The following is a 13,829-nucleotide window of genomic DNA, read 5'->3' on the forward strand; positions in this document are numbered from 1 at the left end:
GGAACCTATATGAAACAAACGGTAAAAGTAGTCACTCTGCTCAGTCTTAGTGCGGCGACATTACTAGCTTCAGGATACCGTATACCTGAGCAATCTTTAAATTCTGTAGCACTGAGTGCAGCGTATGTTGCAGGAGCCAATGGGGCAGATGCCAGTTACTACAATCCCGCTAATATGTCTTTTATGGAAAACGGTGCTTTTACAGAGGTTGCAATAACCTATATTAATTTGCCTAAAGTGAATTATACTGACACTCTTAACAGTCATTATAATGGAGACTCTAAAGAAGAGCAATTTTTAATGCCAAACTTACATTATGTCTCTCCTATGGTAGGTAACTGGCGTTATGGTCTTTCCATTACTGCTCCTGCGGGTCTTTCAAAGCGCTGGGATGAAGCCTTTGCGAAAGCAAGTTCAGAAGAGTTTACGCTGAAAGTTATTGAAGTGAATCCAACAGCAAGTTATCTTGTTAATGATCAACTTTCACTTGGTTTTGGCGTGCGAGGTGTTTATACGGATGGTGTTGTTAAGAGTAATGCTTCTGGACTTGGGTCACCAGCAAATAGAGACCTTACAGGAGATTCAATTGATTTTGGATATAACTTAGCTCTTAGTTACAAGCCAATTAAAGATTTAACTTTGGCAGCAACATATCGCTCAAAAGTTGATTTAACAGTTGAAGGGGATGCAACACTTGTGAGTGGTATGTATAAGGGAGGTGCTTCAGTGACAATTCCTTTACCCGCTTCTTTAGCCCTAGCCGCTGCCTATACAATGGACAAAACAACTGTTGAGTTTGTCTATGAGCGAACCTATTGGTCTTCGTACAAAAATTTAGACTTTAATTATGATGTTGATTTAACAGCCACTGCTATGGCAGCATTTGATAAACCAATTTCAAAAAACTGGAAAGATTCAAATGCGTATCGTATTGGTTTGAGCCACCAATGTACAGATAATCTTAAAATGATGCTTGGTTTTGCAATTGATCAATCTCCTACTCCAGATAATACTCTTGGTTTCGAGTTGCCAGATTCAGATGCTAAACTTTATTCTATTGGTTTTGAGTATAAAGTGACTCAAAATTTAAAAATGGGTCTAGCCTATTTGTATGATGATAAAGAAGATAGAACAGTTACTAATAGAAGTTTTACGAATCAAACAGCACCGTATGGAACATTTTCAGATTCTGCAGCCCATTTAGTGACGGCATCATTTAAATATAAGTTTTAAAAATGCTAACTTATCCGTATCAGAATTTTTATGAGGTCATGGAAGCCAACGCTAAAAAATGCTCCTAAAAAAAATAGCCATATTTATGGATGATCGCAAAGTTACCTATTTAAAACTCAAGCAAAATATTGATACTTTTGCACGTTTTTTGGAATTTAGCGGGATTAAAAGCGGAGAGAGAGTTGCCATGATTGTTGGTAACTCTGAAGAGTTTGTTATCTCTTTATTTGCAATTACAAAAATTGGGGCCATAGCAGTGCCCCTAAATACTTTTTTGAAAAAAGAGGAATTTGAGTATATTTTGAATGATTGCGGCGCACGGATGCTTATCTCATCTGCATCATTTGCAAATGAGACTAAAAATTTGCTCAATACAACAAAAATCGAAAAAATTGTTTGGACAGATAAATATCCCTATTTAGATGAGCAAAATTATAGCTTCACTGAAATTGATGCAAATCTAGGAACCCATGAGCGCTTACTAAAACGACCTCTGTTAGACGATCTTGCTTGTATCGTTTATACATCAGGAACAACAGGTAAACCTAAAGGAGCTATGCTCTCTTATCGCAATTTTTTTTCCAATGCTATTGCTGGATCTATTTCATTTCAAATTACAGAGAAAGATCGCTTCATCGTGTTTCTACCAATGTTTCACTCTTTCACTCTCTCTATTATGGTGCTTCTTCCAATGTTTACCTGCTCAAGCATTGTCATTGTTCGATCTGTTTTCCCTTTTGCCAATGTGCTTAAGCAGACGTTGCTCAAACACGTGACGATTTTCTTGGGTGTCCCGACTCTTTATAACGCACTTTTAAAAGCAAAAATTCCATGGTACTTTATGTGGTTTAATAAAGTACGTATTTTTATATCTGGTAGTGCACCTCTTAGTGAACAATCACTCCATGATTTTAATGCAAAATTTAAAAAAGCCAAGCTTTTAGAAGGGTATGGGTTAAGTGAATGTTCGCCGGCTGTTTGTGTCAATCGACTTGATCATCAAAAACCACTTTCTGTGGGGCTACCCCTTCCTAGCTATGAAGTAAAAATAGTTAATGAAGAGATGATGGAAGTTAGAACTGGTGAAGTGGGTGAAATTATGGTTAAGGGAGATTGCGTTATGCACGGTTATCTTAACCATGCAAATTCAACAGATGAAACAATCATGAATGGCTGGTTGCTTACAGGAGATTTGGGTAAAAAGGATGAAGATGGCTTTATCTATATTGTTGATCGTAAAAAAGACCTTATTATTTCCAAAGGAATTAATATCTATCCTCGTGAGATAGAAGAAGTTATTTATAAATATGAAGGTGTTGATTCAGTTGCGGTGATTGGTGTGAAAGATGAAACCAAAGATGAAGATGTCTTAGCGTTTATTCAACCTAAAGAGGGTATTGAGCTCCAAGAAATGGAATTGCGCCAATATCTTAAAAAACATTTAGCAAATTTTAAGTTGCCTAAGCATATTTATTTTGTTGAGGAGCTTCCCAAAAATGCAACAGGTAAGGTTCTTAAGCGCATTTTAAAAGAGAAAGTACAAAGTGGTGGAATATTACGTAAAAAATAGAGATTAACTTTTTCATCAAAGGGTTATTTTATCATCATCTTGTCATTATAAGCTATACTATAATTTTTTTATTTGGATTTAAAGGTTTGTATTGCAGTATTTGGTAGATTTCTTAGAGAGTAAAACGGTTCAAACATCAAAAATTTATGAGCATCTTAAATGTTCTATTGACGAAGCAAAATTTTTACAAATGATGACCAAAGAGTATGTCTTAGGTTCTGTAGAAATGGGCGTTGCTGATGGTCTTATTAAACTTTTTGGTGATAAAAATTATGCTCATTTACAACAACTTTCTCTTGTTAAAGACATCATTGAACAAGGTTGGATTATTCAAAATAGCTTTCTAACTTCAAAGATTATGGATGTCTCCAATTTAGAACTTTTAAACAGTACCGTCACTTTAAGCTCTGCTTTTTTGAAGCTATTAGAAGAAGGAACACTTGAAGTAGTGTTACCAGATGTTACGCCTTATGAAGATCATCTCGAATATTTGAAAGATCAATTTTTTCGTATTGAACTCTATCAAAAATTAAGTCAAACTAAGCACAATGCTACGGAAAATTCACCGAGTATTGGACGACTAAAAAATAAACTTGAACTTTTAGAGAGTCGTATTATTGAGCGTATAAAAGTAACACAAAATGAGATCATTGTTGAGACGATTTTTAAAGAAAATGAGTTGAATGCAAAAGAGCAGCTTATTTTTCTTGCACTTCTAAAAGAGGAGTATGCAGGGGAGTTTGAAAGTTTACGTGATATGAATACATTGATTAGCCTTATTAGCGTGGATGATTATGAAAAAATTAAAAATCGGTCTCTTTTAGAAGAAGGGTCAAAACTTATTGAAAATCTTATTATTGATTACGACGAGATGCTTAGCACTTTTGGCGGCGTGACACGAAGCTTTTTTATTAGTGAAGAGTTTTTGCAAAAGATTATGCATCCTAACAAAGAGAAAAAAAGCAAGAAAATTAAACTTGATATGCTCATTGGTGAGCAGGAACTTTTTGAATTAATCGATCCTAAGACCAATTTGGATGATGTGATTTTGCATCCAAAAACCAAAGAGGTGCTTGATAATTTACTAAAACAAATTGATAAAAATGTGGTGAAATTACTGCGTGAATGGGGTATAAAAGAGCGTCGTAGTGGCATTGATGCCAAGATTATTCTTTACGGCCCTCCGGGTACGGGTAAAACGATGACGGCACTCTCTTTAGCCAAGTCGATGAAAAAACGTGTCCTTAGCTTTGATTGTTCTAAGATTCTTTCCAAATATGTTGGTGAGAGTGAAAAAAATGTACGCAGTATTTTTGATACCTACAAAGAGTTGTGCAAAAAGACCAAAAGTGAGCCATTATTGCTTCTCAATGAAGCCGATCAGTTTTTAAGTGCACGTTCAACCGATAGCGGAGCAAGTGCCGATAAAATGCACAATCAGATGCAAAATATCTTTTTAGAGCAGATTGAACGTTTCGATGGACTACTTATTGCAACGACAAATCTTTTGGAAACGATTGATCCTGCATTCTCAAGGCGTTTTGACTATAAAATTGCTTTTGAAAAGCCTGATTTGAAACAACGAATTGAACTTTGGAAAAAACTTTTACCTGAAAATGCGACCTATGAAGAGGGATTAGATATTGAAAAACTCGCTTTGTATCCACTGACGGGTGGGCAGATTAAAGTGGTACTTAAGAATACAGCTTTGAAAGTTGCCACTAAAGCAAAGCCTTTATTTACCTTTGAGGATTTCAAACTTGCTATTGATCGTGAAACCAAAGGTGCCTTTGGTGATGCTAAGTCGGTTGGATTTATGAATTAAAGGCGTAAGCAAGCCTTTTTGAGTGTTTACATGTAAACACTCAGATGGATTTGTTGTGAAGCTATCGTTTTTGCCTCATTAGAGGTGAGCTTTTCGAAAGAAATATCGGGTACATAGCCCTTGTTTTGTATTCTTGTGGTTAACGTAGCTTTTGGGTTTTGCTCAAATAGCATTATAAAAAATGAAGGAATGATGATGACCCCCTTGTCGCATATGGATTTTGCCCATCCTTATTTTGGAGCTTTTTTTCTCCTTATCTTTGGTGCTGTTGTTTTTTATGGTATTACTGTATTGGCACGCTCGATCAGTCGCAAGATGGCACGATTGGATACCGAAAAACTCAAGCTCAGTATTTATGAGTGTGGCCCTGAAGTTACAAAGCAACCCAATAAAATTTCTGCACATTTTTATCTCTTTGCCGTTTTGTTTATTCTGTTTGATGTTGAAATTATTTTTATGTTTCCTTGGGCAGTAGATTTTAAAGTCCTAGGAATGTTTGGGTTTACTGAAATGATTTTATTTGTCATCGTTTTAACCATTGGTTTTGTATATGCATGGAAAAAAGGAGCGCTCGAATGGCACAGCATAAGATAAATTACCTTCAAGAAGCAGGGCTTCCTGTGGCGTTAACTACAGTGGATAAGCTTGTTCAATGGGGTAGAAGTAACTCGTTGTGGCCACTGACGTATGGACTTGCTTGTTGCGCGATTGAAATGATGGCAACGGGTGCGAGTCGTTATGACTTTGACCGTTTCGGAACGATTTTTCGAGCGAGTCCTAGACAAGCAGATGTACTTGTGATTGCAGGGACGCTGACCAAAAAACATGCTCCGTTTATGAGACGTTTGTACGATCAAATGCCTGATCCAAAGTGGGTGATTAGCATGGGAAGTTGTGCCAATACGGGTGGTATGTTTAACACCTATGCAACTGTTCAAGGAGCAGATCGTATCGTTCCTGTAGATATTTATCTCCCAGGTTGTGCTCCACGACCTGAAACCCTTCAATATGCCCTAATGCTTCTACAAAAGAAAATTCGAACAGAAAAAGCATCACGCAGATTAGAACCTAAAAGGTTGGTATGATGAGAAGTTATAGTGATAAACAAAATGTTCAAAAAAAGCCTTATTTCAGTGATCGTTATTTCGTTGCACCACAAATTCCTAAAGACGTTGTTGAAAGTGATGAAGTTTTTACCAATGATTTAGCCGTTTTAAAAGCAAAATTTGAAATTAAAGAGGCATATATTCAAAGAGGTCAACTCGTTGTTTATATTGATCCTAAAGATAATGTAGAGGTGCTCAAAACACTTCGAGATGAACTTTTCTATAACTTTTTATCTGAACACAGCGCCATTGACTGGTTAGCAAAAAGTGGAGAATTTGAAATTTTTTACCAATTACTTTCGACTTCTAAACGCAAACGTCTACGTGTTAAATGTTTTATCAAAGAGAAAGAGGTGCTCAAAAGCGTCATTAGCCTCTATTCGAGTGCAAATTGGGCAGAGCGTGAGATGTATGATATGTTTGGTGTTATCATCAGTGGGCATCCTTATATGAAACGACTCTTAATGCCCGATGATTGGTTTGATCATCCTCTTCGTAAAACCTATCCGTTGCATGGTGATGAAGTGGCACAGTGGTATGAGATCGATAAAATTTTTGGTAAAGAGTATCGTGACATCATAGGACCCGAAGAGCGTGATAGTGCGCGTATTGATGTGAAGGATACCCATCGTTTTGCACACCTTAATCATGAAGTTCCTTTTGGAGCTGAGCCAAGTCAAGAAAAAACGTTTACTGATTACCAAGAAGAGGGTGGCGTATTTATCGTGAAAAAACTCAAAAAAGAAGATGCCAAAATCGTGAAAGAGAGATACTAATCATGCAAAAGGTCAACAGACTTAAACCCTTTTTTGAAAATGTGGTCTTTGAGCGTGAAGACAACCACATGATCGTAAACTTTGGACCACAGCATCCAAGTTCGCATGGACAATTACGCCTGATATTAGAACTTGATGGCGAGAAGGTTTCAAAAGCAACACCTGATATTGGCTATTTGCATCGTGGTATGGAAAAAATGGCTGAAAATATGATTTACAATGAGTTCTTGCCAACCACCGATAGAATGGATTATATCGCTGCGAGTGCAAACAACTATGGTTTTGCTTTAGCGGTAGAGACACTCATCGGTCTTGAAGTTCCAAGACGTGCTAAAGTGATTCGTATGATGCTTTTAGAACTCAACCGTATCTCTTCTCACCTTTTCTGGCTTGCAACGCACGCGCTTGATGTGGGCGCAATGACCATTTTCCTTTATGCTTTTAGGGAGAGAGAATATACACTTGATTTGATCGAAGATTATTGTGGTGCACGTTTGACACACTCTTCAGTAAGAATTGGTGGCGTGCCTCTTGATCTTCCACAAGGGTGGATTGCAGGATTGAATAAATTTATTAACCATTTACCGATTGATATTGGTGATTATGAAGGGTTATTAGACCAAAACCGTATCTGGAAAATGCGTTTGGAAGATGTGGGTGTCGTGACACCTGAACAAGCGCAAAGCTGGGGCTGTTCTGGTCCAATGCTTCGAGGCTCTGGTATCGCATGGGATATTCGTAAAGAAGAGCCTTATGAACTCTATAATGAAGTGGAATTTGATGTGCCCGTGAGTACAACCTGTGATAGTTATGGAAGGTATAAATTGCATATGGAAGAGATGCGCCAAAGTATTCGCATTCTCAAACAGCTCATTCCGATGTATGAACAAACTTCCCCTGAGATTATCGCACATGCTCCAAATTATGTTTCCGCTCCCAAAGAGCAGATTATGACGCAAAATTATTCGTTAATGCAACATTTTGTGTTAGTAACGCAAGGTATGCGCCCACCTGTGGGTGAAGTGTATGTGGCTACTGAATCACCAAAAGGAGAGCTTGGTTTTTACATTAATTCCCAAGGTGATCCATATCCGTACAGATTGAAACTGAGAACACCAAGTTTCTTCCACACCGCTTTCTTACAAGAGTTGTTAGTAGGTGAATATCTTGCCGACGTTGTTGCGATCATTGGTAACGCAAACATCGTCTTTGGCGAAATTGACAGATAGGAGAGAGAATGCAACGTTATGATTTACGCCATTTAGGCGATAATTTTTACGGACGTATGCTTGAGATCATTGATGAAACTTCCATGGGCGAAGTTTCTATTTTTATGTTTGAGATCGGTGATTTCTCCCCTATTCAAAAAAGTGCAGACGTTATCAAAGAAGCGGGTTGGACATTGATGAACTCTTTGAAGTTCAATGAAACAGACTGGACGATTGTCGTTAAAAAAGTGAAAAGTGAAGTAGCATAATGGCAACGAAGCAATTTATAGAGAGCTTAAATCAATCCAATAACGAGCAATTTACATTTACATGTAAAGGATTTGATCTTATTATCTGTATAGGAACACTCCCTTCTCGCCATAATACAACGCTTTTTGAAAACTTACGTGCTAGTGATGCTAACGTGGTCTATCTCTTTACGATGGAAGACCCAGTGTTAGTTGAAAAAAGTGCTTTTTTTAGCCGTTATGAAATAGGCTCAGAAGAGGGTGTCTTTGCGCTTTTAGCCAAAAGTTTTCTTTTACATGTAAAGATTCCAGAGCATATCAAAAACTATTTTGAAGAGCTTGATGAAGGGTATATCAGCGCAGAGAGTAATCTTGGAGAAGAAGAAATCGAAGAGATTGAAGCGTTGTATCAAGAGGCGAGTAATGTATTGTTAGTGTTAGGAGAGGATCTTGTATGTCATCCAAGAGCGTCTGCTATAGCGCACCTTGCAGGACTAATCGCAAAGTATGGCAAAGTAAAATTGTTGGTTGTAGGGAGCATTCCTGAAATGATCATCACATCTAAGAATGAAACGGTATTAGATGAGGTTGAAGAGCTAAAAAGTTTTGATGGTGTTGTAGTGTATCAATGCCCTGCAATGAGCGAAGAAGAAGAGCATTCACTTATAGGTTCTGCTCAATTTCAAATGGCAGCCAAAGTGCAAAACAACGACAAAATCAATGTAACTATCAATCAAGAGGTCTATCCTCGCACCTTTGTACGCGATGATAGTTTAAAAGGCGTGATCGCTTTAATGCCCTGTGCGAAAGCGGATTCGAGCTATCCCTACCATGTAGTAAAAATAGTGAAGGCAGAAGTGCAATGAGCGATGTTTTAATAACCATAGATGGAAAACAGTGTACCGCCCAAGAGGGTGAATACGTTTTAGGCGTTGCGCGCAGAAATGATATTTTTATTCCCGCGCTCTGTTATGTGACCAACTGTTCGCCAACGCTTGCATGTCGTTTGTGTTTGGTAGACATTGACGGCAAGCGGGCGTATAGCTGTAACGCACGTGCCAAAGAGGGTATGAACGTTATCACCAAAACAGAGGAAATAGAAAAAGAGCGTCGTGCGATTATGGAAATATACGACATTAACCACCCATTAGAGTGTGGTGTGTGTGACCAAAGCGGTGAATGTGAACTTCAGAACTACACCTTGCATATGGGTGTAGATAGCCAACACCACTGCATCGCGGATACGCATCGCCCGACGAAACAGTGGGGTAAAATCCATTACGACGCATCGTTATGTATTGTGTGTGAGCGTTGTGTCACCGTCTGTAAAGACATGATCGGTGAATCAGCCCTTAAAACTGTTCCTCGCGGTGGTGCTGAGCTTGATAAGGCATGGAAAGATAAAACCGAAAAAGACGCCTATGCGATGTGGAATAAACTTCAAAAGTCCATCATCGGGATCGCCAGTGGCGCTGAAACATTAGACTGTACGCAGTGTGGCGAATGTACCGCCGTATGCCCTGTGGGTGCACTCGTAGGTTCAGACTTCCAATACACTTCCAACGCGTGGGAACTGAAAAAAATTCCAGCGTCCAATCCTCACAGTTCAGATTGTTCACTTCTTTATTACGATGTCAAACACACGAGTATTAGTAACTCTTCGCCAAAAATTTACCGCGTCAATAGTGACCATAATTACGCACCGCTTCATGCGGCAGCACGTTATGGCTTTGACTTCCAAAATGAGGTTACATGTAAAGATGAAAACACCTTTACTAAAGCAGTTGAACTGCTTCAAACCAAAGTCGACACCATTGTTTTTGATAGTTACATGACCAATGAAGAAGCACTGATTTTACAAAAACTCAAAGAAAAATTTGGCTTTAAATTAATCAATGAAGATGCCAAAGCGTATCAAAACTTCCTCAAACATTTTGCAAGCACTGCGGGCACAAGCTTGTACGGTGGTGATTTAAAAAGTATTGCTGAAAGCAATTTTGTGGTGAGTTTTGGGACAGCGATTAAAACCGATAGCCCCAATGCGGGTTATGCGATGAACAATGCGATTGGTATGAACAAAGGTGCTGGAATTTATTTCCACCCTGTGGCTGATCCTATCGTTGCGGGTTATTCTAAAAACCTACTCAGCATCACCCATAAAATTGGTGCTGAAGAAGCCATTGCTTACCTCTTACTTGATCTTTTTGGAGACAAAGAAGCGATGCCAAAAAGTGTTGTGGAATATTTGGCAACTTTTCACACTATAGAGACAAAAACCATTCAAGAGAGCGTCAAAGAAGAGATCAAAGAGATGGTCAAAGACGAAGAGAGTGGTGAGGAAAAAGAGGTTGTTAAGACCATCACGAAAATGGTGGATAAAGAGATCGAAGTTGACACCAATGCGCTGGTTGGAATGATTGGCGCGGAAGCGGATTTGGTTGAAAAAATTACCAAGCTTTTGGATAAAAAAGATAGCTTTAGTTTGATCGCGGGTGAAGATTTGTACAACCATCCACGAGCGGAAAATATCGCCAAACTGTTAGGCTTGATCGAGCGATTTACCGCATTTAAATTGGTCATTATCCCATCACGTACCAATACATTCGGTGTTTCACTGATTTGTGATTTAGATGAACAAAAAGGTAACTTCACACTAGGTTACAATGTTAAAGGCGACTTTACTCTAAGCGCTCTTGGTAAGGGTGATTTGGATATGCCAGCCCTTAATCAACAAGAGGGAACGTTTACATCGATGAATAAACGCGTGGTCCCAACCAATGCGGCATTGCCATTTAAAGGCTATTGTCTCAATGATATTGCCAACGCTTTGGGTTTAGAAACAGAGTGGACGATTGATTACACGCCGTATTTGCCTCTTGACAAAGGTTTTAAAGCAGAGAAATTTGATGCTTTACCCAATCGTTTTGAAAACGATGGCACTGAAAATCGTGGCTATGCATTGACTGCGCAAACCTTTACATGTAAAGATGATGTAGCACCAATAGAAAGCTTTACATGTAAAGAGGGCGATGTGGTGTACAGAGCTAACCCCGTGCATCAGTTTAGTGCCTTTACGAATAAAGCGCATCAACTTAATGAGGCAGGAGCACTTTATGTATCTACAGCTTTCTTAGAAGCTAAAAATCTTCACGATGGTGCGATAGTGACATTGGAAAATGATGAAGGTGTAAAATTGCCAATTGCCATTAAAGAAGAAAAAATGATTGATGGACTCATTGCCTACCTTCCGACATTTGATACAAAAATTGATACCGCGCCGTTTTTTAAAGAGGGTTACCGCTTTGCTCACGTCGCGATTAAAGGAGTTGAACATGCTTGAAACAGCCGTTGTGGTTGAAACCATTGTCAAAGCCGTAATCGTTGTGTCCATTGTGGCAGCTATGGCAGGATTTGCAACGTTTATTGAGCGAAAAGTCTTAGCCTTTATGCAACGACGTCTTGGACCTATGAATGTGGGACCATATGGTTTGTTACAACTTGCCGCCGATGGTATTAAGCTCTTCACCAAAGAAGACATTATTCCTCAAAATGCAGTTAAGCCCATCTTTATGATTGCGCCTGTCATTGCAGCAGTCACAGCATTCGTAGCAATGGCTGCAGTGCCTTATTTCCCAGAATTTACGCTTTTTGGCTATGTGATTCATCCGATTATCTCAGACATTAACGTAGCGCTTCTTTATGTTATGGGTGTGGCATCGGTGGGAATTTATGGACCGCTACTTGCTGGTATGAGCAGTGCCAACAAATGGTCACTTTTAGGTGCTGCACGTGCCGTAGTACAGATGCTTTCGTTTGAAGTCGTGAGTGGTTTGTCGGTACTTGCTCCAATTATGCTGATAGGTTCTCTTTCTTTAATCGATATCAATGACTATCAAGTCGGGGGCATGAGCCATTGGCTGATTTGGAAACAACCTCTAGCCTTTATTCTTTTTGCAATGTCAGGATTTATGGAAACGAATCGTGCACCCTTTGATACAATAGAATTTGAAGCTGAAGTCGTAGCGGGCTATGCAACGGAGTATTCAGGAATGCGTTGGGGTCTCTTTTTTATTGGAGAATATGCCAATATGATTACGATTTCGGTACTCGTAAGTATCGTCTTTATGGGTGGTTACAATCCGATTTGGTTTATCCCTGGTTCTCTTGCAATGCTCGTGAAAGTTTCTCTATGGATTTTTCTTTTCTTGTGGGTAAGAGCAGCATGGCCACACATTAGACCCGATCAATTGATGTGGGTCTGTTGGAAAGTGTTGATGCCTTTAGCCGTAGTCAATATCTTGATTACGGGCTTTGTGCTGATTTAGGAGGCGAGGATGGAACTAAAAGATTTTACACAACGAAATTGTGCCCCTGGATATATCTTTTTTGAGGGTGAAAATGTACCTGAAAATGGTTGGCAAGCTTTTAAGAAAGTGGTAAAAAGAAGCCTAAAAGGTGAGCTTTTTGTGGGGCTTTGGATTGTATTTCGAGAGATGATTCGTTTTGATATTCATACGATTCAGTATCCTGCCCAAAAATATGAGATGAGCCCACGTTATCGTGCTATTCATCGTTTACTTCGCTTATTTGAAAGTGGCAGTGAACGCTGCATCGGGTGTGGGTTGTGTGAGAAAATTTGTATTTCAAATTGTATTCGCATGGACACACATATTGATGAAAAAAGCCGTAAAATGGTGAGTGAGTACAGCATTAACTTCGGGCGGTGCATCTTTTGCGGGTATTGCGCTGAAGTGTGTCCTGAACTTGCGATTGTACACGGGGTAGAGTATGAAAATGCCAGCGAGCAACGAGCTCATTTTGGCCTTAAAGAGGATATGTTAACACCACTTGATACTTTTAAAGCCAAACAACAAAAAGAGTTTCCAGGATTTGGTGCATTAAGTGATAATGCCGATGACAATGTAAAACAAACACCATTAGCGTATTGAGGTAGCCATGTATGAAATTATAGCGTTTTATGTTTTTGCCACACTCACCATCGGTATGTTTGGAATTGTGGTGATGAGCTCTAACGCACTCTATGCCATGAGTGCCTTAGCCGGTGGAATGATTTTTATCTCAGGTTTCTTTTTTATTTTAGATGCCGAGTTCTTAGGAGTGGTTCAAATCGTCGTTTATTCGGGTGCGATTATGGCTCTGTACGCATTTGGTATGATGTTTTTTGATACAACTCGTGATGTCAGTGAAAAAATGCGTTCCAAAAAAATTGCCTATACGCTTTCTGTAATCAGTGCAATTCTAGTCGTGACGATTTTATGTGCACCGTTAGCATCTGAAGAGATTGAAGCCATGTATCCATCTATTGACACTGTTGGTAATGTACAAATGATCGGTGTGGTTCTCTTTACCAAATATTTAGTTCCATTTGAGTTAGCGGCTATTATGCTTTTAGTAGCAATGATTGCGGGTATTGTGCTTGCGAGTAAGCGCATGGATGAATACTTAGCTATGGAAGAGAATGAAATCGAATATCCAAAGGAGACTAAATGATCACCTTAACACATTACCTTGTATTAGCAGGTATTTTATTTTCCATTGGGCTTGTCGGTGTGATGCGACGAACCAACCTTTTAATGCTTTTCTTCTCAACAGAGATTTTATTGAATGCCATTAATGTTGGCTTTGTAGCAGTTTCAAAATACTATGGAGATCTTACCGGACAAATGTTCGCTTTTTTTATTATTGCGGTTGCCGCAAGTGAAGTAGCTGTTGGTCTTGGACTTCTGATTTTGTGGTATAAACGCAACGGTTCAGTAGATCTTAATAACCTTCAGACGATGAAAGGCTAGGTATGGAAAACTATCTTTATACAGCACTTTTTTGCCCCTTTAGTAAGCTCTTT

The 13,829-nt window shown here is 39.0% G+C and carries 13 protein-coding genes and 1 pseudogene; all 14 read left to right on the plus strand.

Annotated features, from left to right (window positions below):
• Nucleotides 1-9: 9 nt before the first annotated feature.
• Complete coding sequence (locus Sdiek1_RS00835) at nucleotides 10-1,233, plus strand: OmpP1/FadL family transporter (RefSeq protein ID WP_087437459.1); 1,224 nt, start codon at nucleotides 10-12, stop codon at nucleotides 1,231-1,233.
• A 2-nt stretch (nucleotides 1,234-1,235) separates the two neighbouring features.
• Nucleotides 1,236-2,803 (plus strand): annotated as a pseudogene (locus tag Sdiek1_RS00840) (fatty acid--CoA ligase).
• 91 nt (nucleotides 2,804-2,894) lie between these two features.
• Entirely contained in the window at nucleotides 2,895-4,628 is a 1,734-nt protein-coding gene (locus Sdiek1_RS00845) for an ATP-binding protein (RefSeq protein WP_087437460.1), read from the plus strand.
• Nucleotides 4,629-4,823: 195 nt separating this feature from the next.
• Nucleotides 4,824-5,222: an NAD(P)H-quinone oxidoreductase subunit 3 gene (locus tag Sdiek1_RS00850; protein WP_439951323.1), complete on the plus strand. Its 399-nt coding sequence runs from the start codon at nucleotides 4,824-4,826 to the stop codon at nucleotides 5,220-5,222.
• On the plus strand, nucleotides 5,204-5,713 hold the full coding sequence (locus Sdiek1_RS00855) for a NuoB/complex I 20 kDa subunit family protein (protein WP_087437461.1): 510 nt from the start codon (nucleotides 5,204-5,206) through the stop codon (nucleotides 5,711-5,713). Before Sdiek1_RS00850 ends, Sdiek1_RS00855 begins: the two co-directional genes overlap by 19 nt.
• Nucleotides 5,710-6,510 carry an NADH-quinone oxidoreductase subunit C gene (locus Sdiek1_RS00860; protein WP_087437462.1) on the plus strand — a complete coding sequence of 267 codons (801 nt, stop codon included), beginning with the start codon at nucleotides 5,710-5,712 and terminating at the stop codon, nucleotides 6,508-6,510. Before Sdiek1_RS00855 ends, Sdiek1_RS00860 begins: the two co-directional genes overlap by 4 nt.
• A 2-nt stretch (nucleotides 6,511-6,512) precedes the next feature.
• Nucleotides 6,513-7,739 carry an NADH dehydrogenase (quinone) subunit D gene (gene nuoD, locus Sdiek1_RS00865; protein ID WP_087437463.1) on the plus strand — a complete coding sequence of 409 codons (1,227 nt, stop codon included), beginning with the start codon at nucleotides 6,513-6,515 and terminating at the stop codon, nucleotides 7,737-7,739.
• 8 nt (nucleotides 7,740-7,747) lie between these two features.
• On the plus strand, nucleotides 7,748-7,987 hold the full coding sequence (locus tag Sdiek1_RS00870) for an NADH-ubiquinone oxidoreductase subunit E family protein (protein ID WP_087437464.1): 240 nt from the start codon (nucleotides 7,748-7,750) through the stop codon (nucleotides 7,985-7,987).
• Nucleotides 7,987-8,832, plus strand: a complete 846-nt coding sequence (locus Sdiek1_RS00875) for a hypothetical protein (RefSeq protein WP_087437465.1) — start codon at nucleotides 7,987-7,989, stop codon at nucleotides 8,830-8,832. The genes Sdiek1_RS00870 and Sdiek1_RS00875 overlap by 1 nt, the downstream gene beginning before the upstream one ends.
• Nucleotides 8,829-11,306, plus strand: coding sequence for an NADH-quinone oxidoreductase subunit G (locus tag Sdiek1_RS00880; RefSeq protein WP_087437466.1), 2,478 nt, complete (start codon nucleotides 8,829-8,831; stop codon nucleotides 11,304-11,306). Before Sdiek1_RS00875 ends, Sdiek1_RS00880 begins: the two co-directional genes overlap by 4 nt.
• Nucleotides 11,299-12,291, plus strand: a complete 993-nt coding sequence (gene nuoH, locus Sdiek1_RS00885) for an NADH-quinone oxidoreductase subunit NuoH (RefSeq protein WP_087437467.1) — start codon at nucleotides 11,299-11,301, stop codon at nucleotides 12,289-12,291. The genes Sdiek1_RS00880 and nuoH overlap by 8 nt, the downstream gene beginning before the upstream one ends.
• Nucleotides 12,292-12,300: 9 nt before the next feature.
• Nucleotides 12,301-12,915 carry an NADH-quinone oxidoreductase subunit NuoI gene (gene nuoI, locus Sdiek1_RS00890; RefSeq protein ID WP_087437468.1) on the plus strand — a complete coding sequence of 205 codons (615 nt, stop codon included), beginning with the start codon at nucleotides 12,301-12,303 and terminating at the stop codon, nucleotides 12,913-12,915.
• A gap of 7 nt (nucleotides 12,916-12,922) precedes the next feature.
• Complete coding sequence (locus Sdiek1_RS00895) at nucleotides 12,923-13,477, plus strand: NADH-quinone oxidoreductase subunit J (RefSeq protein ID WP_087437469.1); 555 nt, start codon at nucleotides 12,923-12,925, stop codon at nucleotides 13,475-13,477.
• Nucleotides 13,474-13,776: an NADH-quinone oxidoreductase subunit NuoK gene (gene nuoK / locus Sdiek1_RS00900; RefSeq protein ID WP_087437470.1), complete on the plus strand. Its 303-nt coding sequence runs from the start codon at nucleotides 13,474-13,476 to the stop codon at nucleotides 13,774-13,776. The genes Sdiek1_RS00895 and nuoK overlap by 4 nt, the downstream gene beginning before the upstream one ends.
• Nucleotides 13,777-13,829: the final 53 nt, after the last annotated feature.

Source organism: Sulfurospirillum diekertiae (assembly GCF_002162315.1).
Classification (GTDB): Bacteria; Campylobacterota; Campylobacteria; order Campylobacterales; family Sulfurospirillaceae; genus Sulfurospirillum.

Bases quoted from the DNA above. Each gene is read 5' to 3' on its own strand.
- Sdiek1_RS00860 (WP_087437462.1), top strand. From the start codon at position 5,710: ATGATGAGAAGTTATAGTGATAAACAAAATGTTCAAAAAAAGCCTTAT.
- Sdiek1_RS00870 (WP_087437464.1), top strand. From the start codon at position 7,748: ATGCAACGTTATGATTTACGCCATTTAGGCGATAATTTTTACGGACGT.
- Sdiek1_RS00855 (WP_087437461.1), top strand. From the start codon at position 5,204: ATGGCACAGCATAAGATAAATTACCTTCAAGAAGCAGGGCTTCCTGTG.
- Sdiek1_RS00895 (WP_087437469.1), top strand. From the start codon at position 12,923: ATGTATGAAATTATAGCGTTTTATGTTTTTGCCACACTCACCATCGGT.
- nuoI (WP_087437468.1), top strand. From the start codon at position 12,301: ATGGAACTAAAAGATTTTACACAACGAAATTGTGCCCCTGGATATATC.
- nuoK (WP_087437470.1), top strand. From the start codon at position 13,474: ATGATCACCTTAACACATTACCTTGTATTAGCAGGTATTTTATTTTCC.
- Sdiek1_RS00835 (WP_087437459.1), top strand. From the start codon at position 10: ATGAAACAAACGGTAAAAGTAGTCACTCTGCTCAGTCTTAGTGCGGCG.
- Sdiek1_RS00880 (WP_087437466.1), top strand. From the start codon at position 8,829: ATGAGCGATGTTTTAATAACCATAGATGGAAAACAGTGTACCGCCCAA.
- nuoH (WP_087437467.1), top strand. From the start codon at position 11,299: ATGCTTGAAACAGCCGTTGTGGTTGAAACCATTGTCAAAGCCGTAATC.
- nuoD (WP_087437463.1), top strand. From the start codon at position 6,513: ATGCAAAAGGTCAACAGACTTAAACCCTTTTTTGAAAATGTGGTCTTT.
- Sdiek1_RS00850 (WP_439951323.1), top strand. From the start codon at position 4,824: ATGACCCCCTTGTCGCATATGGATTTTGCCCATCCTTATTTTGGAGCT.
- Sdiek1_RS00875 (WP_087437465.1), top strand. From the start codon at position 7,987: ATGGCAACGAAGCAATTTATAGAGAGCTTAAATCAATCCAATAACGAG.